This is a genomic window from Luteimonas yindakuii, assembly GCF_004803715.2.
GTDB classification, from domain to species: domain Bacteria; phylum Pseudomonadota; class Gammaproteobacteria; order Xanthomonadales; family Xanthomonadaceae; genus Luteimonas; species Luteimonas yindakuii.
Genome location: NZ_CP039383.2, coordinates 1 through 20366, shown reverse-complemented (window position 1 = coordinate 20366; position 20366 = coordinate 1). Strand labels below are relative to the sequence as shown.

The following is a 20366-nucleotide window of genomic DNA, read 5'->3' as shown; positions in this document are numbered from 1 at the left end:
TCGCAAACGGGGATGGTCCCCGCACCGGTGCGAGGGCCGGGCGCGGATGTCGCACCCGGGCCTCGGCCGAGGTGCTACAGCATGTACGGCAGCTTGAAGGTCAGCGAGAAGTCCGGCGCGTCGGGCGTCAGGCCGATACCGAGGATGCCGACCAGGGTGGTGTTCGGGTTCAGGGCGTGGGTGACGCCGAGGTTGAACATCGCCGCGTTGCCATCGCTGCCGATCACCTTGCGCCACACATCGCCTTCGTAGCGGGTGCGTGCGCGCGCGGCGAGGCGGTCGCTGAAGGAAATGCTCAGGCTGGTGCGTTCGTTGAAGGCGAAGGCGACGCCGGCACCGAAGAAGTACGCATCGCCCAGCCGCACATGGCCCGGATTGACCGTCTCCGGATTGTTGTCGAGGTCGTCGAACGAGCCGGAGAACGTGCGCGTGTAGCCGACGTTGCCGAACAGGATCGCCGGGTCGGTGGTCTTCACCGCCGACAGGCCCACCGTGGCTGCCCACAGGCCGTTGCCGGTGGGCTGTTCCTCCGGCACCGCGAAGCGGATGAAGTCGTCGTCGTCACGCTCGAGGATGCGCCAGTTGATGCCGTAGGGTTCGCGTCCGGTCGGCGCGGTCACGCCGAGGTTGAGCACGGTGTCGGGCCAGATGCCGCGTTCGTTGAACAGCTTGTAGTTGGCACTCAGCGACACATCGCCGATGCCGTGCCCGCTGGTGCGTTCCTGGGCGATGCTGGCCGCGGCGCCACCGGCGCCGCCTTTCTGGTAGACCGTGCGCCGTGCGAGGTAGGGCACGTCCAGGTTCAGGGTCAACCGGGGGTTGAGGCCCCAGCGCGCGGCGAAGTTGTAGTTGAGCGTGTCGGACTCGACGTTCTCGATCGCGATGTTGCCGAGGAAGATCGCGTCCAGGGCAAGGAAGCCGTTGAGCGTCAGCTGCTTGCGGTCGTACCGGGTGTAGGCAAGGCTGTTTTCCAGCACCAGGCGGCGGTCGAACAGGGCCTGGTTCTGCTGCTTCACGTCGGCGACGCTGCGGGTCTCGCGTCCTTCTTCCTGCGCGCGCCGTGCGTCCTCGGCGGTGCCGGCGTAGCCCTCCTCAGCGACGGCGGGCGCGGCCGGAGCGACGGGCGCGGCACGCGGGGGCGACGGCTGCGGCGCGGGGGCACTGGCCGCGGGCTGCGCGGCGATCGGCGCCGCCGGCGGCACGCGTCCCTCGATCCGGGCCTGCAGGGCCTGCATCTGCATGTCGAGTTCGCGCAGGCGCCGGACTTCCTGGGCATAGGCCGAGCGCATCTGGGTGAGCTGTTCCATCAGCCGGCGCATCTCTGCGCGGTCGGCATCGCTGGCCATCGTGGCCGGTGGTGGCACCTGCGCGGCTGCCGTGGAGGCCGCCAGCACCAGGGCGAGGCCGGCGGCGATGCGGCCGGCGCCATGGACGTTCCGATTGTTGTTCACTGCGCTCCCCCCCGGGACCGTACTCAGATGCCGACGCCGCGGTTCAGGCCGATGGCCTGCGCCACGTCGCGCTGCAGGTTGGCTGTCGCCGGCAGGCTCTGCCGGACCAGGTCGATCTGCAGCTGGTTGTGGATCTGCTGGCCGCTGGCGGCGAGCTGCACGCTCTGGCCGGCGCTGCCGGAGCGCAGCCATTGCATGGCCAGCCCCTGGCCATCCACCTGCAACAGCACCTGTGCCATGCCATCGGCCACGCCGGCGCTGACCTGCATGCCGGACGCGGACGCGGTGCGGGTGGCGGCCTCCTGCGGCGCCGAAGGTGCGGGCGCCTCGCCTTCGCGGACCCGCAGCGCGGTGACGTTGCTGACCGCGTTGTGGTCGCCGGCCACCTGCACGCTCTGCACCAGTCCGGACACGTTGGCCAGGCCGGCCGCATCCACGGTCGCGCCACTGGCGGCGACCGGCAACGGGGCATCGGCAGCGGTGATGCTGACGGTTGGCTCGAAGCTCAGCGTCGGCGTACCGCCGGCGGAAAAATCCATGCCCAGTTGCAGGGCGCCCTGCAGGGTCTGGCCGGACGTGGTTTGCCAGACCGAGGTCATGGTGACGCCGAACCAGGCCACCAGGTCGTTGCCGACGACGTAGCGGCCGCGCATGTCACCGAGCTCGGCATCGGATATTTCGGACAGCGGAGCGCGCGCGGGAACGGGTTCCGGCGGCGCAGCCACGGCGGGGGCGCCTGCAAGCAGCAGGGCGAGGCACCAGGTGGCGGTGTTCATGGCGTTACTCCATCAGAACAGGTCGGCGTGACTGAAACCGAAGTCGATGAGCTCGGCGTCGGTGATCGGCCCCTGCCGTGCGTACAGGGTTCGCGCGCTGGGGCGCGACATCGGCTCCAGCAGCACGGTGTTGCGGTCGAAGTCGCTCCCTATCACGACAAACACGGCGCGTGACGGCCACGACTCCAGGAATTCCCCCATTGGCACACTGCGGTTGCCGAGGATGGGATCGCCCACCTCGACGTTGTCGCCCACCACCTGCTTGAGCACGACGAAGTGGCGGAAGCCACGCACGTCCACCAGCACGATGCCGGGAACACGCAACGAGCGCAGGCGGGATTCATCGATCCGGTAGCCGCGCCCCCGCATGCCCAGGGCTTCCACGTAACGCTTGATGTCGAGCAGCGAGAACCCGCGTTGCTGCACCACCACCGGGTCGGCCACGCGCATCATTCCTTCGATGACGGTCGCCTCGTTGGCATCGAGGCCGTAGGCGTGACGTAGCAGCGTTGCGAGTGCGGCGGCGCCGCAGCTGTAGTCCGTCTGCTGCCGCACGAGGTGCCGATAGCGCGCCTCGAGCATGCTCTCCACCGGTGCCCGGTAGATCGCGCCGTTGGGCAACACGCCGCTGAAGGCGATCTCCGCGGCCGGCGCCTGGCCCATGCCGGCGACGAGGATGGCACTGGCTGCGAGCACGCGGATCCGTGTGCGGGCTGACATCGACGACTCCTGGAAGGGAAAGCCCCGCTCCGGGGGGAGTGGAGCGGGGCTTTCGGGAACCCGGCTACAGGGGACGCCGGGCTTGACGCACTTGCTCCGTGGGGAAACTCAGGAGGCGATGCGGTTACTCGCCGCCACCGCCGCCGCCACCGTTGCCACCCGGCTGTGCAACCGCGAGCGCGAGGCTGTTGGACTGCAGGTTGCCGGTGCCCGCGGCGATGTTGACCCCGATGTTGCCGGAGGCACCGCTGAAGGCCGAACCATCGAGGCTGGCGGTATTGGTGGACTGCACGTCAACCTCGTACAGCAACGTGCCGGCGCCGCTCAGGCTGGCATCGAGCTCGAGCTCGGACAGGTCGATGATCCCCTCCTCGTCGGTGTCGAAGGCAAGACCGCCGACGCCGTCGCGGTACGGGTTGTCGACTGCACCCTGCATCTCGCTGTCGAGATCGATGTGACCCAGGCGCGGACCACTCTCATGGTTGCCGTCGTTCTCGTCGGCACCCCAGGAGTCCGGATACATGTTGGCCTGCTGGTAGGCGTTGCCGCGGCCGGCGTACGCGAGCTCGGCGCCATCACCGGCCGAGATCGTGCCGTTCAGGCTGAAGTCCGAATCGACTTCGCGGGTCTCGGTCATGCCCATGTTGTTGGTCACGTTGCCGGTCGACACCTGGTCGGACGCCACCGAGGCCTGCGCATAACCGGCGACGGACACCGACGCTGCCAGCGAATTGCGCTGGGCGTTGTTGTTGCCGGCGGCGATGTTGACTGCGATGTTGCCGCTGGCGCCGTTGAAAGCGTTGCCGCCCATGTTGGCGTCGTTGGTCACGCCTTCGTTGTCGGTGGCGTTGTTGGCACCGAGCTGGTTGTTGAAGATCTCGGCGTCGGACATGCCGAAGCTGAACGCGGCGTCGGCAGCCGACAGCGCGGCGGCGTTGTCCTGGGCGTTGTTGTCGCCCGCGGCCACGTTGAAGCCGAGGTTGCCCGAAGCGCCCGACGCTGCGTCATCGGAGATCGACGCGTCGTTGGCCAGCATGTCGTTGTTGCCTTCGTTGTTGACGATGGTCTGGCGGCCGTCCACCACGGCGATCGCCGCGGAGTCGACTTCCAGGTCACCGCTCAACGCGATGTCGCCACTGAAGCTGATGTCGGAATCCAGCGAGAGGTTCTTCGACAGGTAGACCGTACGACCGTGCTCGTTGCGCTCGCGACGGATGTTGGAGTCGACGTTGACGTTCTCTTCTTCCTGGTGCACGCGCTGGTAGACATCGAGCTCCTGCGATACATCCAGACTCACGTTCTCGTCGTACGAACGGTTGTCCTCGCGGCTGATTGACTCGTCGTAGCTGCGGTCTTCGGTATAGGTGCGGTCTTCGACGTAGGAGCGATCCTCTTCATAGCTGCGATCGTCGCTCAGCGCGATGTCGACGGTGGTGCTCAGGTCGGTGGTGTTGGTGTAGCTGTTGGTGACATCGTTGGTCCAGGTGTTGTCGACCGTATTGCTGACGTCATTCGTCATGGTGTTGTCGACGGTGTTGCTGATGTCATTCGTCCAGGTGTTGTCGACCGTGTTCGAAATATCGTCGTTGGTCGTCACCGTGTGATCGTGGACGATGTTCTCATCGATGTTGACGTCGCGGACGTAGGTGTCGGTGTAGTCATAGGTCTGGTTGATGTCGATTGCGCCACCGACGACCAGTTCACCACTGACGTCGACTTCGCCGGTTGCTTCGATATCCCCGCTGATGGAGATGTCGGTGTCGACAGCGGTGTTGACGTCGGCCCATGGGAGTTGCGGCTCGGCGGCGTTCGCTGCGAATGCGAAGGATGCAACAGCCAGTGCAAGCGCGGTCCGCTTCAGGTTGGTATTCATCTGGGTGTTCCTCTGTGTGTTCCTGCGAAGTGAATTCACGGTCCGGCCTGCACGGAAATCACCAGCGCGTTGTCCGTGGTGTTGCCTGCCCCCGCGATCTGGTTGAGCTGCAGGACCCCTTCGAACCCTTGCAGGGCGGTGCGCTCCACGGCGACATGTCGCTTCGCCGGGTCGCTGTCGTCCTGCGGGGTCGGGGCCCGCTGCCCTGCCGACGCGTAGTCCGCGGATGCCAACCACGCATCCCCGGCCTCGCGTATGCCCTGGTTGGCCAGCGTCGCGGTGACGACGTTGAGCTCGGCGTTCGCCGCGCCGCTGGCCTGGTTGATCGAAACAAGCCCGCCGGCGCCGCGGAATGCGTCGCCACCGATCACTGCCCGAGCCTCGTCGGGTCGCGAACCGCGGGTGTGGAAGTCGTTGCTGTACTGGCGCGCCGTGGCCGATGCATGGGCGCGGTCGCCCTCGGCGAAGCTGTGCAGGTTGGCCTGCAGGTTGTGGTCGCCGGCGGCCTGGTTGATCGCCATCGCGCCCTGGGCGCCGGCGAAGGCGCGCTCTTCGATGCGGCTCTCGGCCAGGTAGCCGAGCATTGCGGTGTACTCGTCGGCGGCCGCCAGGTGCGGCATGCCGGCCGCGCCGAGCAGCACGGCGACGGTGCCGCGGTACAGGGTGCGGGTGTGGCGCGACGCGCTCACGGGCCGCCCGCCTTGCCGCCCAGCATCGGGAACTGCGCCAGTGCGCCCTGCACGTGGTCGCCGATGCCGCGGGTGGTGTTACCCACCGCGCTCATCGGCACTCCGAGCGCACCCCCGAGGGCATTGCCGGTGCCATTGGCGTTGCCGCCGGGGCCGCTGCCGCCGAGCGTGGCCTGCAGCGGATCCTCGATGCGCTGGGCGAGCGGCACCGAGGCGCCGCTGGACGTGGCAGGGGCATCGGCCGCCAGCCCGGCGAAATCGGCGTCGCTGAGCTCACCGGTGCCGAGCGCGTTGCCGAGTTCCCGATTGGGCGTGGGGTCGGCGATGATCGCCATGCCCGGCGGCATTGGCCGGTAGGCCGGGCGGGCATGCACGTCGCGCAGCAGGGTGATCTCGCCCGGTCGCGCGTCCACGGCGCGCCTGGCGCCGGCGGCCGACGCCAGGCCGGGCACCATGAGCAGCAGGCCGGCGGCGATCGCGAGGGTGGATGTGCGCTGCATGGCGGAACTCCTTTCGGGTCCCACTGCCAACGCATACCGCGTGCCATCCTGATTTTCTGTTTGGGATCAATCAGTTATCGTTTTGCTGGCAGCCGGTGGCCGGTCCTGCCAGTAACACCGCTGGATCACCATCCGCAGGGCTAGCCGGCTACGGGCGCGGCAGCACGCCGTTTGCGGGGTGTTTCATCCGTGCAACACCCGCGGCCGGAGGTTTACACCGCGTGCTCACGCTGTGGCACGACCGTGCAAGCCGCTATCGTGTTGTGTCCTCCAAGGAGTCGCCCGATGCCGGATCTGCCCGAGTCGCTGCCCGTCGCCGCCGGCATGCCCGATCTCACCACCCTGCTGGTCGCCGGCTGGCTGCTCTATCTGGTCGTGCTGGGTGGCTGGATCGTGCTGCAGAAGCGCGAGCCGGTCGCCACGCTGAGCTGGCTGCTGGGGCTGGCCCTGCTCCCGTACATCGGCTTCCTCATCTACCACGTGTTCGGGCCGCAGAAGATCAAGCGCCACCGGCTGCGACGCGCGAGCAGCCGCAGCCAGCTCGATGCGAGCCACGACGCCTTCGGCGGGCACGCGGATGCGCGGGAACTGGCGCGGCTGGGGCAGGCCGCCAGTGGCCTCGCGCCCTCGGTGGCGCGCGAGGTACGGCTGCTGGTGGACGGTGGCGAGAAGTACGCAGCGCTGCTCGAGGACGTGCGCTCGGCGACGCAGCACATCCACCTCGAGTACTACATCTACCACTGCGACGAGATCGGCACCGCGCTGTGCGAAGCGCTGACGGAGCGCGCGAAGGCCGGCGTGCGCGTGCGCCTGCTGGTCGACGCGGTGGGTGCGGTCCGCGCGCGGCGCATGTTCCGCCCGCTGCTGGACGCCGGCGGCGAACTCGGGTGGTTCCACCCGACCCGCTTCGGCCGCGTCTGGCAGCGACCGTGGATCAACCTGCGCACCCACCGCAAGATCGTGGTGATCGATGGCCGCATCGCCTACACCGGCGGCATCAACATCAGCGACGACCACGACGACCGCAATCGCGACGACGCATTCCGAGACCTGCATGTGCGTCTGGAGGGCGACGTGGTCCGCCCCCTGCAGCGCGTCTTCACCGAGGACTGGATCTATGCCACCGGCCAGCGCGACTGCCTGAAGGAGATCGCCGCCCAGACCCCACACGCGGAGCCGCCGGGCGACATTGCCGCGCAGGTGGTGGCGTCCGGCCCGGATTCCGACTGGGAGGCCATCCACCGCGTGCAGGTCGGCGCGATCCACGCCTCGCGCAAGCGGGTGTGGTTGGCCACGCCCTATTTCGTGCCCGGCGAGGCCGCGCGCATGGCGCTGACCTCGGCCGCACTCGCCGGTCTCGACGTGCGGGTACTGCTGCCCAAGCGCAGCGATTCGGTGCTGGTCACCCACGCCGCACGTTCGTACTTCGACGAACTGATCGCTGCCGGCGTGCACGTCCACGAATACGGCCCGCGCATGCTGCATACCAAGGCCCTGCTGGTCGACGACGCCATCGCGATCTTCGGCAGCGCCAACTTCGACCATCGCAGCTTCCGCCTCAACTTCGAGGTCGCGGTGATGTTCGACGACCACGGTGTCGCTGCCCGCCTCGAGGAACACCTGCGGGGGGAGTTCGCGGATGCGCCCGAAGTCCAGCCCGCCAGCAAGCGGCCGCTGTTCACTTACCGGCTGCCGGAAGCGATGGCGCGGTTGCTGTCGCCACTGCTGTGACCGGGACGGTGGACTCGGGACGGGCGGCGCGATGGGGGTCGCGGGCGGCGGCCGCGGTGCGCTGCAGCGGGTAGACTTCGTCCGGACGAGGCTCAAGGAGAGCGCCCATGCCCTGGCTGTTCCTGTTGCTGGCGATCGCAGCGTTCGCCATTTCGATGTCGACCACGTCGATGGCGCTCGCGGTCGTCTGCGTACTCGCCGCACTGGTGTTCCTGGCGATCTGGGTGCTGTCACTGCTGGCGCAGCGCGTCGGTACCCGCAGCCGCGACGACACCATGATGATCGACCCGCAGGAGCTGCGCCGGCTGCGCGAAGAGGCCGAGGCACGCCGCGCCGCGGCGGCCGCGGCCACGCTCGGTGATCGCGACGTCGCACGTTGAGTGCACCGCATCGCATGACCCGGCTCAGCGTCAACCTCAACAAGGTGGCCCTGTTGCGCAACTCGCGCGGCGGCGGCGAACCGGACGTCATCCGCGCCGCCGAAGTCTGCCTGGACGCCGGCGCGCACGGCCTGACCGTGCATCCGCGTCCCGACGCACGCCATGCGCGCACCGATGACGTCCTCGTGCTGGCCGCGCTGTGCCGACGACGCGGGGTGGAGTTCAACCTCGAAGGCAATCCCTTCGCACCGCCACGCGACGGCTATCCCGGCTTCCTGGCGCTGTGCGAACTGGCGCGACCCGACCAGGCCACGCTGGTGCCCGACGACGATACCCAGCTGACGTCCGACCACGGCTTCGACTTCGCCCGCGACGCCGCACGCCTGCGCGCACCGGTCACCACGCTGCGCGAACTGGGCTGCAGGGTGAGCCTGTTCGCCGACGCCGGCGCCGACGTGGAACATGCGGCGGCGATCGGCGCGGAGCGCATCGAGCTCTACACCGGGCCCTATGCGGAAGGCCACGCGCGCGGGGATGCCGCCGCACTGGCGCCGTTCGTCGATTCCGCCGAGCGTGCCCGCAGCGCGGGTCTCGGCGTCAACGCCGGCCACGACCTCAACCAGGACAACCTCGGCCCGTTCCTTGCGGCCGTGCCCGCGGTGCTGGAGGTGTCGATCGGCCACGCACTGATCGGCGAGGCGCTCTACGACGGCCTCGCCACAACGGTTGCGCGCTACGTGCGCATCGTCGGCGGCTGATCGTCCGGTCCCCACCCATGCGTCGCCGCACGACGTAACGCGGGCATAAAAAAACGCCGCCCGGTGGGGCGGCGTTCAAAGGTAAGCGGGCGGCCGGCGCGCTGCAGGCGACGACCGGCCGGGTCCTGCGGTTACTTCTTGATGAAACCGATCTTGAGCATCTGCGAGTTCTTCGCCTCGGCCAGGACCTTGGCGAGCACGCCGTAATCCGAATCCTGGCTGGCGTCGATCTCCAGCGTCGGCTGGTTGGCCGGATCACGCTGCACTTCGGCCTCCATCATGTTCCGCAACGCGCTGACCGGAGTCGGGCTGTCGTTCCAGAACACCTGGTTGGCACCGTCGATGCGCAGACGGATCGGCTCCGGCGGCTCCACCGGATTGTCCGGCGGCGTCGTCGAACGCTGGGGCAGATCGATGTCGATCGGGTACTGCGTCTTCAGGGCGGTCACCATGAAGATGATCAGCAGCACCAGCATCACGTCCGCAAGCGGAATGATGTTGATCTCGGCCATTGGGCCGTTGCCGTCACCACTACTGAATGCCATGGGGGCTCTTCCTCAATTGCTTTCGACCGTGGCCACGAAACCGACCTTGCGCATCCCCTGGGTCTGCGCGATGGTCACCACCTCGTTGACGATGCGGTATTTCGTGGTGCGGTCGCCGCGGACATTGACCGGCGGCTGTGGCGTCTTCTGTGCCTCCACCGACAGCGCGCTCTCCAGCTGGGCCAGAGAGACGGGCTGATCGTTGAGGAACACGTTGCCCTGCTCGGTGATCGCGATGGTGATCGGCGGTGCAGGGCCTGCCTCGGGCCTTTCGACCAGATCGGCTTCTGGCAGGTCCACCTGGACGCGGTGGGTCATCAGCGGTGCCGTCACCATGAAGATGATCAGCAGCACCAGCATCACGTCGACCAGGGGGACGACGTTGATAGCTGCCATCGGCTTGCCGCCACCGTCATTGGAACTGAAAGCCATATCCGGACTCCGTCAATACGTCGACGAGATCAGCGCTGGGCCGGCGGCGCGTCGCCCACGCGGGAACCGGTGGCGAAGAAGTCGTGCAGGTCGTGCGCGAACGTGTCGAGCTTGTTGTTGGTGATGCGGTTGGAGCGGGTGAAGAAGTTGAAGCCCAGCACCGCCGGGATCGCAACACCCAGACCGATCGCGGTCATGATCAGCGCCTCGCCGACCGGACCGGCCACGGCACCCATGTCGGCCTGGCCGCTGGCACCGATGCGGATCAGGGCGCGGTAGATGCCCCACACCGTACCGAGCAGACCGACGAACGGAGCCGTCGAACCCACGGTGGCGAGCACGGTCAGACCGGACTCGAGACGCAGCGATTCGCGGATCACGGCCTGGCGCAGGGCGCGGTCGACGAACTCGGAGCGGTTGAGCGACTCGACCAGACGCGAGCCTTCATGACGCTGGTGGTGCGCAGCCGCCTGGGCGGCGTCGAGGGCAACCTTGGAGAACGGCTCGCTGGCCGGCTGCTCTTCCATGTAGCGGATGGCGTCCTGGGCGTTCGGGGTTTCCCAGAACGTGGTCACGACGCGGTCGGCCGACGCACGCAGGCGCAGGTTCTTGATGAAGTTGAAGATGATCCAGTAGATCGACATGGCCGACATGGCGACCAGGACGATCAGCACCGTCCAGTTCACCGCATCCATGTGCTGGAGCATGTCCGCGAAGCCCATCTGGCTCATTGCCGCGGCGTTGTCGGTGGCTCCGGTGACAGGGGCGTTGGTGGATTCCTGCAGCATGACGCTTACCTTTGAATGATGAAGATTGGAGTTATGGATGGTGCGGTATGAAACGGGTGTTGCGACCCGCGGAGGCGTCAGCCGCCGAGGTTGAAGTCGACCGGCACGCGAACCCTGCCGGCGGCAGGCTTGCCGTTGGCGGTCGCCGCGTTGAAGCGCCAGCCACGTGCTGCCTGCATGGCGGCACGGTCGAGATCACGGTTGCGGCTGGAGGTCTCGACGCTGACGTTGGTGACGTTGCCGTTGGCGTCGACGTCGATGATCAGGACCACCGTACCCTCGATGCCTGCGCGCATGGCGGCCGGCGGGTACTTCGGCGGGTTCATGTTCTTCGACGAGATATCGACGCTGGCGCCGATGTCGGCGACCGGAGCCGGCGGTGACGGCGGTGCTGGCGGCGGCGCCGGCGTATCGACCGGCGACGGGGTGTCGAACACGACCGGCGGATCTTCCGGCGGCGGCGGCACCGGGGTCGGACGCGGCGGCGACAGCTCCTTGATCGGCTGCGGCTTCGGCGGTTCCGGCGGCGGCGGCGGCGGCGGGGGCGGCGGCGGTGGCGGCTCGATGATGACCACCTGGGTCACCTCTTCTTCCTCCGGTCCCGCGCCCGGCGGATTCACCGGCGCCATCAGCAACATGATCGCGGCCGCGTGGACTGCGATCACCATCGTGAAGCCAGCGATACGTGCCCAGTTGAGGCCTTCGTCTTCGCGCGGTTGGTTGTGCAAGCGTTGCGTCATGCGGGGGGAACTCAAGTCTGGCTGGACGCCGGGGCGCCCCTTAGTCGGTGGCTTTGGAGCGCGTCTTCACCGGGTGCAGACGCGAATTCCCAAGTCTATAACAAAAAGAATCGTCGTCACCACCGCAGGAAAACGTTTTTACCCGGGTGGCGACGATGCGCCGATCAGCGCGCCAGCAGCCTGCGCGCTTCGTCCGTGTTGCGCACGCCCTTGTCGAGCGCCTGCTGTGCGGCCTGCTTGGCCTCGGGGATGCGGTCCTCGTTGAAGAGGATGCGTGCCAGGTTGAGATAGGTCTCGCCGTTCTCGGCGAGCGGCGCGGCCTTCTGGTAGGCCTCGATCGCAGGCGCCACCTGTTCGGAGAAGTAGTACGCCTGGCCCAGCGCCAGGTAGGTCTGGTGGTTGCCCTCGAGCACCCCCTTCTGCAGGCCGTCGTTGATGACCTCGATCGCCTTGGCCTCGCCGCCTTCGGTGTTGAGGTAGAGCGCGAACAGGTTGCGGTACTCGCGATCCTCCGACAGCTGCCCTTCGGCGCGCAGCTTCTCCATGATCTCGATGGCCTTGGCGGTGTTGTCGGCCTGGATGTACATCGACGCGAGGTTGAGCTGCGAACGCTTGTCGCCCGGCGACTGCGAGGCGATCTGCTCGGCGAGGCGGGTGGCCTCGGCGGTGTTCTCGGTCTCGAGGTAGGCGGCCATCAGCGCCTGCGTCCAGCCCATGTTCGGCGTCTCGGCGCTGTCGATCGCCTGGCGCAGCACCGGGATGGCGTCCTGCGGACGCTCGGCCTGCACCAGGATCTGGCCCTTCAGCGCGAGGTCGTCGGGCTTCTTGCTCTGGCTGCCTTCCAGGTACCGGTCGAGCGTCGCCAGTGCCTGGTCGTATTCCTCGTCCTGCGCCTGCAACTGCGCCAGCATCATCAGCGACTGGAAGTGCGCGTTGTTGTCGAGCGCGTCGAGTTCGACCGCCCGGGTCAGGTACGCCTTGGCGGCGGCCATGTCGTCGGCGTTGTAGGCGGCGTTGGCCGCCAGCTGCGCGGCGTAGGCCTTGTCGTAGTTGTTGGCGCGCTCGTTGGCGATCACCTCGTCGGCGATCTGCCGCACCTGCGCGTTGTCTTCCTTGTCGAGGGCGGTGCCGAGCTTGTTGAGCTGGCCACCCATGCGCTGCGAGGCACGTTCGGTCGGCGCCGTGCGGGTCGATTCCGGATAGAGCTCCTGCGGGCGACTGCTGCGCGAACCACGTTCGCGCTGGCACTGCTGCTCGTGGGCCTGGGTGTCGGGCGCCACGGTGGCATTGGCGGTACCGGTGCCGAGGACGGCGGCAACCGCGAGGGCGACAAGGGCCGGTGCGTGGGTAGTGGCTTTCATGCAATCACCTGTAGCGTGGACATTGGAGCACCGGACCGGTGCGTTCGGTTGCGTTGGTTCGATCTGCCAACGTCCTGTCAGCCACACCTGGGTTGCCGGCCCGCCGCCCGCGCCTGCTGCCAGCTCGGCACCAGGCCCTGGGCACGGGACTGGAGTTCGCCGATCCGGCTCTGCGGATCCGGGTGGGTCGACAGCCACTGCGCGGGACGGTTGCCACCGCTCGCCGCGATCATGTTCTGCCAGAGGTTGACCGCGGCCCGCGGGTCGAAGCCCGCCGACGCCATCAATTGCTGGCCGACCACGTCGGCCTCGCTTTCCTGGTCCCGCGAACCGGGCAACAGGAACCCCGCCTGGGCGGCAATACTGCCACCTTGCACCGCTGCATTGCCAACCCCCTCGCCGTAGCGCGAGCCGAGCACCGCACCGACCACCTGCAGCGCGCCGCTTGCGCCCGCCTGGCGGGTGATGCGTTCGTCATGGTGGCGGGCGATGACGTGGCCGATCTCGTGCGCGATCACCGCCGCCAGCTGGTCCTGGTCCTGCGCGACCTTGAAGATGCCGGTGTACACGCCGACCTTGCCGCCCGGCAGGGCGAACGCGTTGGGGTTGTCGTCGACGAACACCGCCGATTCCCAGCGGATGCGCTGCTCGTTGGCCGGCAGTTGCTGGACGATGGCGCTCACCACGCAGTTGACGTACGCGTTCTGGCGCGCATCGGTGGACACCCGCTGCTGTGCCTTCATCTGCGCGAACGACTGCTCGCCAAGCTGGTCGAGCTGGGACTGGGAGACCGCGCCCACGTACTGGGTGCGTCCGGTGGGCGACACGGTGGTCGCGCAGGCAGTCACGAGCACGGCCGCGGCCAGCGCTGTCAGGATCGGCTTCATGCGTGGGGATTTCCGCAAGGGAGAGGATTCGACTTGTAATCGGGCAGGGCTTAACAATTCGTCAAGCCCTTTTCCTCCGGATGCACCGGACACCGACCGACCCGGCACACCATCCGGCCCGGGGCGGCGAACGCGAACCGTCCTCAGACGTCGAGGTTGGACACCTTCAGCGCGTTGTCCTCGATGAACTCCCGTCGCGGCTCGACCACGTCGCCCATCAGCGTGCTGAAGATCTGGTCGGCAGCCACCGCGTCCTCGACGCGCACCTGCAGCAGGCGGCGCGAATCCGGGTTCACCGTGGTTTCCCACAGCTGCTCGGGGTTCATTTCACCCAGGCCCTTGAAGCGCTGGATCTGGCGACCCTTCTTGGCCTCCTCGAGCAGCCATGCCTGCGCCTCGGCGAAGCTGCCCACCGACTGCTGGCGGTTGCCGCGCACGATCACCGCGCCCTCGCGGATCAGGCCGTGCAACAGCTCGGCGGCCTCGCGCACCGCGCGCAGTTCACCGCTCTCCAGCGCCGCCAGCGGCAGCACCTGCTGCATTTCCACGCCCATGTGGCGACGGGTGGACAGCAGCGCCGCCGGTTGGCCGTCGGCATCGGCCTGCAGGCTCAGGCGGTACAGCGGCCGGCCGAGGCCACCACGGTTCAGGCGCTTCTCGAGCGCATCCAGTTCGTGGCGCTCGTCGATGTTGGCGCGCAGGCGTTCCGGGTCGACCGGGGTGAAGTCGATCAGCGCCTCGATCAGCGCCGGGTCGTAGCGGTGCGCGTTGCGGGCGATGGCCTCCCGGGCGCGCGCGTAGGACAGCAGCAGCTTCTCCAGCTGCACGCCCTCGATGGCCGGTTCGCCTTCGGCAGGCGTCAGCGACGCGCCTTCCACCGCGCTGCCGGCGAGGTAGGCGTCGAGCGCGGCATCGTCCTTCAGGTACAGCTCGGTCTTGCCCTGCTTGATCTTGTACAGAGGCGGCAGGCCGATATAGATGTGCCCGCGCTCGATCAGCTCCGGCATCTGCCGGTAGAAGAACGTCAGCAGCAGCGTGCGGATATGCGAGCCGTCGACGTCGGCGTCGGTCATCACGATGATCTTGTGGTAGCGCAGCTTGTCCGGGTTGTACTCGTCCTTGCCGATGCCGGTGCCCAGCGCGGTGATCAGCGTGCCGACCTCGGCCGAGGCCAGCATGCGGTCGAAGCGCGCGCGCTCGACGTTGAGGATCTTGCCGCGCAACGGCAGCACCGCCTGGTTCTTGCGGTTGCGGCCTTGCTTGGCGGAACCGCCGGCGGAGTCGCCCTCGACGATGAACAGTTCCGACAGCGCCGGATCCTTTTCCTGGCAGTCGGCGAGCTTGCCGGGGAGACCGGCGATATCCAGCGCGCCCTTGCGGCGGGTCAGGTCGCGGGCCTTGCGCGCGGCCTCGCGGGCGCGCGCGGCATCGATGATCTTGCCTGCGATCACCTTGGCTTCGTTCGGGTGTTCCTGGAGGAACTCCTCCAAACGTGCGCCGAACGTGCTTTCAACGGCAGGTCTCACATCGGATGAGACGAGCTTTTCTTTGGTCTGCGAGGAAAAGCTCGGGTCCGGCACCTTCACCGACAGCACCGCGATCATGCCTTCGCGCATGTCGTCGCCCGACAGCGCCACCTTGGCCTGCCTGGCGATGCCGTTCTGCTCGATGTAGTTGGTCAGCGTGCGCGTCAGCGCGGCGCGGAAACCCTGCAGGTGGGTACCGCCGTCCTTCTGCGGGATGTTGTTGGTGAAGCAGTACATCGTTTCCTGGTAGGCGTCGGTCCACTGCAGCGCGACCTCGACGCTGATCCCGTTGTGCTCGCCCGACACCGCGATGACGTGCGGATGCAGCGGAGTCTTGAGCTGGGCCAGGTGCGCGACGAACGACGCGATGCCGCCTTCGTATTCGTAGGTATCGCGCCGATCCTCGCGCTCGTCGGCGAGGGTGATGCGCACGCCGGAGTTGAGGAACGAGAGCTCGCGCAGGCGCCGCGCCAGGATGTCGTAATGGAACTCGGTGTCGGAAAAGATCTCGGTGGCCGGCTTGAAACGCAGCAGCGTGCCGCGGCGGTCGTCGGGCCCGAGTTCCTTCAACGGGTAGAGCGGCACGCCGAGCGAGTACTCCTGGCGGTGGTGGTGGCCGTCGCGCCAGATGTCGAGCCACAGATGCTCGGACAGCGCATTGACCACCGACACGCCGACACCATGCAGGCCGCCGGACACCTTGTAGCTGTTGTCGTCGAACTTGCCGCCGGCGTGGAGCACGGTGAGGATCACCTCGGCCGCCGACACGCCTTCTTCCTTGTGGATGTCGACCGGGATGCCGCGGCCGTTGTCGGACACCGACACCGAGCCGTCGACGTGGATCGTCACCACGATGTCGTTGGCGTGACCGGCGAGGGCCTCATCGACCGCGTTGTCGACCACCTCGAACACCATGTGGTGCAGGCCGGTGCCGTCGTGGACGTCACCGATATACATGCCCGGCCGCTTGCGCACGGCCTCGAGGCCGCGCAGGACGGTGATCTTGCTGGAGTCGTAGGCACTGGTGCCACCGGCAGCGGTGGACTCGGGGGTCTGCTCGGTCATGCGTTCCTCTGTACGGACGCGGCCTGCGCCAGGCCAAGGCGGCCGGAAGGGGCAAGAAGCAGGCTCGACAATCGACGAATTATAGCATTTCGGGGGGGTCGACCGGCCGCGCCATGGCGGCCGACGCGGGAGCCGCGATGCGTACAGCCCCATGTTCCACGTGGAACACGGTGGCGCCGGCGTCCAGCACGCTGGCCAGCGGCTGCAGGTCGGTCCCGGTGACGAACACCTGTGCACCGGTGCTGCCCAGCATTGCCAGCACACGTTCCCGGTGGCCGGCATCTAATTCGGAGGCGAGGTCGTCCAAGACCACGACTGGCCAGTGGCCGTGCTCGCGGGCGAGGTCCTGCGCCTGGGCCAGCAGGCACGCCAGCGCGACCAGCTTGGCCTGCCCGCGCGACAGCGCCTCGCCCTGCGGGGCTGCGGCGACCCCGACACGCCAGTCCGCCCGATGCGGTCCCACCGTGGTGTGCCCGGACAGCCGGTCACGATCGCGCGCCAGCAGCAACGCGTCGCGCAGGCTCAGTTCGGTCCGCTTCCATCCGGGGAGGAACTCGACGCTGGCAGCGCCCAGTGCCGGCGCGATCCCCGGCACCACCTGCGTCAGCGAGGCCTGAAGAGTCTCGACATAGTCCGCACGCAACCGGGTCATCGTTTCCCCCGTCGTCGCCATCTCCTGCTCCCACCCGTCAAGCTCGGCATCGCCGCGCTGCGCTTTCAGCAGGGCGTTGCGCTGCCGCAACGCGCGTGCATAGCGGCGCCAGGCGGGCAGGAATTCATGTTCCACGTGGAACAGGCCCCAATCCAGGAAGCGCCGTCTTGGCTCACCACCTCCGGCCACCAGCGCATGGCTGCCGGGTTCAAAGCTGACCACCGCGAGCGCGGCACACAGGTCACCCAGCTGGGCCACCGGCGCACCATCCAGGCGGCCCTCCCAGCGGTCCCCGGCGTGGCGCAGGCCGGCGCGACGCGTCCGATCGCCCTGCTCCCATTCCACGAAGACTTCCACCGCCGGCGCGCCGGTGCGGATCAGGCCGTCGCGCACCCGTCCGCGAAAGCTGCGCCCATACGCCATCAGGTGAACCGCTTCCAGCACGCTGGTCTTGCCGGCACCGTTGGGCCCGACCAGCAGATTGATCCCGCCGGCCGGCAGGACGTCGACCTCATGCAGGCGACGGAAATCTCGGATCAGGAGACGGGTGATGCGCACAGCAGTGGCGTTCCGGATTGGAGGGTGAAGTCAGGGCGAGCCCGGGACTGGCTTACCCGCCATCATCCCGGAAAGAAAATACCCGGCCGGAGCCGGGTACTGTTTCACGTGGAACATCGTGCGCCGTCAGAGACGCAGCGGCATCACCACATGGCGCGATTTCTCGCTACCGGCCTCGCGTACCAGCGCTGACGAGTTGGCGTCGCGCAGCTGCAGCACGACTTCCTCGTCGCGCAGGGCGCTGAGCGCATCCATCAGGTAATTGACGTTGAAGCCGATCGCGAGGTCGTCGACGGTGGTCAGCGCCTCGATCTCTTCCTGCGCCTCTTCCTGCTCGGGGTTGTGCGCGCTGATCTTCAGCTGGCCCGGGGAGACCTCGACCCGCACGCCGCGGTACTTCTCGTTGGACAGGATCGCCGCCCGCTGCAGGGCGGCGCGCAGCACCTCTCGATCCACGCGCACCTCGCGGTCGGCGCCGATCGGGATCACCGCGGCGTAATCCGGGAACTTGCCGTCGATGAGCTTCGAGGTGAACGTGACATCGTCGCGCTTGACCCGCAGGTGGCTGCGGTCCATCTCGAGTTCCAGCGCACGGTCGCCGCCCTCGAGCAGCCGCTGCAGCTCCTGCACGCCCTTGCGCGGCACGATGATCTGCCGCTTGGTCACGACCGGCGTCTCCAGCTCGGCTTCGCACAGCGCCAGGCGGTGGCCATCGGTGGCCACGCAGCGGAGCCGGCTCTCACCCAGGTCGAACAGCAGCCCGTTGAGGTAGTAGCGGACGTCCTGCTGGGCCATCGCGAACGCGGTGCGCTCGATCAGCTCCTTGAGCGTCGCTTCTGGCACCTGCACGCGCTCGGTGGTCTCGACGTCGTCGATCGACGGGAAGTCGTTCGCCGGCAGGCTGGCCAGGGTGAAGCGGCTGCGGCCGGCCTGCACGGTGATCTTGTCGCCGGTCTGCGACACCGTGACCTTGCTGCCGTCGGGCAGGGCACGGACGATCTCGAACAGCTTGCGTGCCGGGATCGTGGTTTCGCCATCGACGGCGTCGTCGACTGCCGAGCGCGCGACCATCTCGACCTCGAGATCGGTGCCGGTCAGCGACACCCGCCCGTCCTGCACCTGCACCAGCAGGTTGGCCAGTACCGGCAACGTCTGCCGACGTTCGACGACGTTGACCACCTGGGCCAGCGGTCGCAGGAATACCTCTCGTTGAAGACTGAATCGCATGCCTGCGCTAACCCCCATGCCCATGTATCAAGGATTGGATAAATATCAAAAGCGGTGGTGATGGTGTCGCGGAAATCGGTGGGCTAGTGGGTCAACCCATTGAATTCTATGAAGAAATCTGACCGGTGAAGCGGGTGGACAAGTCGCTGCGGGATGGAGACAACCTGTGGACAACTTTGGCGCCGCGGATCGGCGTCCGACTTATCCACATCTTGTACCCGTTCCGTACACCGGCTCCGCGGGCTACTCGCTGAGCTTGCGCAGCAGCTTGTCCCAGTCCTCGCGCAGCTTGCCGTCGGTCTCCATCAGGGTCCGGATCTGCCGGCAGGCATGCAGCACGGTGGTATGGTCGCGCCCCGCAAAAGCGTCCCCGATCTCGGGCAGGCTGTGTTCGGTGAGTTCCTTCGCAAGTGCCATCGCCATCTGGCGCGGGCGGGCCAGCGAACGGGTACGCCGTTTCGACAGCAAGTCCTTGATCTGCAGGCCGTAGTAGTCTGCCACGGTCTTCTGGATGTTGGGGATGCCGACGCTGTGCATCTGCGCGCGCAGCAGATCGCGCAGGGTCTCCTGGGCGAACTCCTGGGTGATGGCGCGGCCGGTGAAGTTGGCACGCGCCGCCAGCGTGTTGAGCGCGCCTTCGAGGTCGCGCACGTTGGAGCGCATCTTCTTGGCGATCAGGAAGGCGACATCCTCGGGGATCTGTGCCCCGCGCTCGCGCGCCTTCGATAGCACGATCTGCGCGCGGGTCTCGAAATCGGGCGGATCGATGGCCACCGACAGGCCCCAGGCCAGCCGCGACTTGAGCCGCGGCTCCAGCCCTTCGACTTCGCGCGGGAAACGGTCGCAGGTCATGATGATCTGCTGGCGGCTGTCGAACAGCGCATTGAAGGTGTGGAAGAACTCCTCCTGCGTGCGGTCCTTGCCGGCGAAGAACTGGATGTCGTCGATCAGCAGCGCGTCGACGCGCTGGAACTGGCGCTTGAAGCCCTCCATCGCCTTTTCCTGCAGCGCCTTCATCATCGCGCTGAAGAACTGCTCCGAGCGCAGGTACAGCACCCGCATCGACGGGTTGGCGGCGCGCATGGCATTGCCGGCGGCGAACATCAGGTGGGTCTTGCCCAGGCCGGTGCTGCCGTAGAGCAACAGCGGGTTGTGCGACCGGTCGCCTGGCTTCTGCGCGGCCTGCAGGGCCGCGGCGCGGCCGAGCTGGTTGCTGCGGCCCTCGACGAAGTTCTCGAAGGTGTAGTGGCTGTCGAGGTTGCCGGCGAACGGCTCGCTCGGCGCCTGCGGCGGCACCACGCTGATGGGGGTTTCGGCCATCGTCTCCGGCGCCGCGCGCGGCAGCGAGCCGATCTCCAGCGAGACCTCGCCGTTACCGGCGAAATGCGCCAGCAGCTCGCGGATGCGCGCCAGGTAGCGTGCACGCACCTCGTCGCGGACGAACGCGTTGGGTGCGTACAGCACCGTGATGTCCTCGCGCCGCGCGGCCTGCAGGGGCTTCAGCCAGGTATGCACGTCCTCGAGCGGGAATTCGGCTTCGAGGCGTTCGAGACAGCGGGGCCAGACATCCATCGGGTGTGAACTTTTTTCAGCAGGCGACCCGCGCGCCGCCGGTCACGGGCAGCGCGCACGATGCGCGGGAGTGGGCCGGCAGACTACCACCGCGCCCCCCGGGAAACATCCGCGCACGGGGCGGGGCCCCTACGT

19 protein-coding genes are annotated in these 20366 nt (G+C 67.7%); 3 read left to right on the top strand and 16 right to left on the bottom strand.

All coding sequences use genetic code 11. The annotated features are described in order from the left end of the window. Positions 1–74 precede the first annotated feature (74 nt). From E5843_RS00095 to E5843_RS00070, 6 genes are all read right to left on the bottom strand, one after another. Positions 75–1346, bottom strand: a complete 1272-nt coding sequence (locus E5843_RS00095; RefSeq protein WP_243733142.1) for a transporter family protein — start codon at positions 1344–1346, stop codon at positions 75–77. Between the two features lie 128 nt (positions 1347–1474). Beyond that, on the bottom strand, positions 1475–2227 hold the full coding sequence (locus E5843_RS00090; protein ID WP_243733087.1) for a hypothetical protein: 753 nt from the start codon (positions 2225–2227) through the stop codon (positions 1475–1477). Positions 2228–2239: 12 nt separating this feature from the next. Continuing rightward, positions 2240–2890 carry a C39 family peptidase gene (locus E5843_RS00085; protein WP_425480751.1) on the bottom strand — a complete coding sequence of 217 codons (651 nt, stop codon included), beginning with the start codon at positions 2888–2890 and terminating at the stop codon, positions 2240–2242. 181 nt (positions 2891–3071) lie between these two features. Beyond that, positions 3072–4820 carry an adhesin gene (locus E5843_RS00080; RefSeq protein WP_134674542.1) on the bottom strand — a complete coding sequence of 583 codons (1749 nt, stop codon included), beginning with the start codon at positions 4818–4820 and terminating at the stop codon, positions 3072–3074. Between the two features lie 35 nt (positions 4821–4855). Beyond that, the gene (locus E5843_RS00075; protein ID WP_134674801.1) at positions 4856–5440 is read right to left on the bottom strand and encodes a hypothetical protein; all 585 of its coding nucleotides are present in this window, start codon (positions 5438–5440) and stop codon (positions 4856–4858) included. Between the two features lie 65 nt (positions 5441–5505). Continuing rightward, entirely contained in the window at positions 5506–6009 is a 504-nt protein-coding gene (locus E5843_RS00070; RefSeq protein ID WP_134674541.1) for a hypothetical protein, read from the bottom strand. A 285-nt stretch (positions 6010–6294) separates the two neighbouring features. On the opposite strand from E5843_RS00070, the gene cls reads away from it, so the two are divergent. The 3 genes from cls (at position 6295) to E5843_RS00055 (ending at position 8878) form a co-directional block, all read left to right on the top strand. Then, positions 6295–7740: a cardiolipin synthase gene (cls, locus tag E5843_RS00065; protein ID WP_136411452.1), complete on the top strand. Its 1446-nt coding sequence runs from the start codon at positions 6295–6297 to the stop codon at positions 7738–7740. A 107-nt stretch (positions 7741–7847) separates the two neighbouring features. Beyond that, the gene (locus E5843_RS00060) at positions 7848–8120 is read left to right on the top strand and encodes a hypothetical protein (RefSeq protein ID WP_134674539.1); all 273 of its coding nucleotides are present in this window, start codon (positions 7848–7850) and stop codon (positions 8118–8120) included. 14 nt (positions 8121–8134) lie between these two features. After that, positions 8135–8878 (top strand): pyridoxine 5'-phosphate synthase, encoded by a 744-nt coding sequence (locus E5843_RS00055; protein ID WP_136411451.1) that lies wholly within the window; start codon positions 8135–8137, stop codon positions 8876–8878. Between the two features lie 131 nt (positions 8879–9009). Here the strand turns inward: E5843_RS00055 and E5843_RS00050 are convergent, their stop codons facing one another. From E5843_RS00050 to dnaA, 10 genes are all read right to left on the bottom strand, one after another. Then, on the bottom strand, positions 9010–9423 hold the full coding sequence (locus tag E5843_RS00050) for an ExbD/TolR family protein (protein ID WP_134674537.1): 414 nt from the start codon (positions 9421–9423) through the stop codon (positions 9010–9012). 12 nt (positions 9424–9435) lie between these two features. Further along, a complete protein-coding gene (locus E5843_RS00045; RefSeq protein ID WP_134674536.1) occupies positions 9436–9855 on the bottom strand; it encodes an ExbD/TolR family protein in 420 nt (139 codons plus the stop codon). A gap of 29 nt (positions 9856–9884) precedes the next feature. Next, entirely contained in the window at positions 9885–10643 is a 759-nt protein-coding gene (locus E5843_RS00040) for a MotA/TolQ/ExbB proton channel family protein (protein WP_134674535.1), read from the bottom strand. A 77-nt stretch (positions 10644–10720) separates the two neighbouring features. Next, positions 10721–11383, bottom strand: coding sequence for an energy transducer TonB (locus E5843_RS00035; protein WP_134674534.1), 663 nt, complete (start codon positions 11381–11383; stop codon positions 10721–10723). A gap of 164 nt (positions 11384–11547) precedes the next feature. Next, a complete protein-coding gene (locus E5843_RS00030; RefSeq protein WP_136411450.1) occupies positions 11548–12744 on the bottom strand; it encodes a tetratricopeptide repeat protein in 1197 nt (398 codons plus the stop codon). Positions 12745–12821: 77 nt separating this feature from the next. Further along, positions 12822–13631, bottom strand: a complete 810-nt coding sequence (locus E5843_RS00025; RefSeq protein ID WP_136411449.1) for a M48 family metallopeptidase — start codon at positions 13629–13631, stop codon at positions 12822–12824. 143 nt (positions 13632–13774) lie between these two features. Beyond that, complete coding sequence (gene gyrB, locus E5843_RS00020) at positions 13775–16222, bottom strand: DNA topoisomerase (ATP-hydrolyzing) subunit B (RefSeq protein WP_134674531.1); 2448 nt, start codon at positions 16220–16222, stop codon at positions 13775–13777. Positions 16223–16301: 79 nt separating this feature from the next. Then, entirely contained in the window at positions 16302–17432 is a 1131-nt protein-coding gene (gene recF, locus E5843_RS00015) for a DNA replication/repair protein RecF (RefSeq protein ID WP_141065530.1), read from the bottom strand. 126 nt (positions 17433–17558) lie between these two features. Further along, positions 17559–18659, bottom strand: coding sequence for a DNA polymerase III subunit beta (gene dnaN / locus E5843_RS00010; RefSeq protein WP_134674529.1), 1101 nt, complete (start codon positions 18657–18659; stop codon positions 17559–17561). Positions 18660–18902: 243 nt separating this feature from the next. Further along, on the bottom strand, positions 18903–20231 hold the full coding sequence (gene dnaA / locus E5843_RS00005; RefSeq protein ID WP_136411447.1) for a chromosomal replication initiator protein DnaA: 1329 nt from the start codon (positions 20229–20231) through the stop codon (positions 18903–18905). Between the last annotated feature and the right edge of the window lie 135 nt (positions 20232–20366).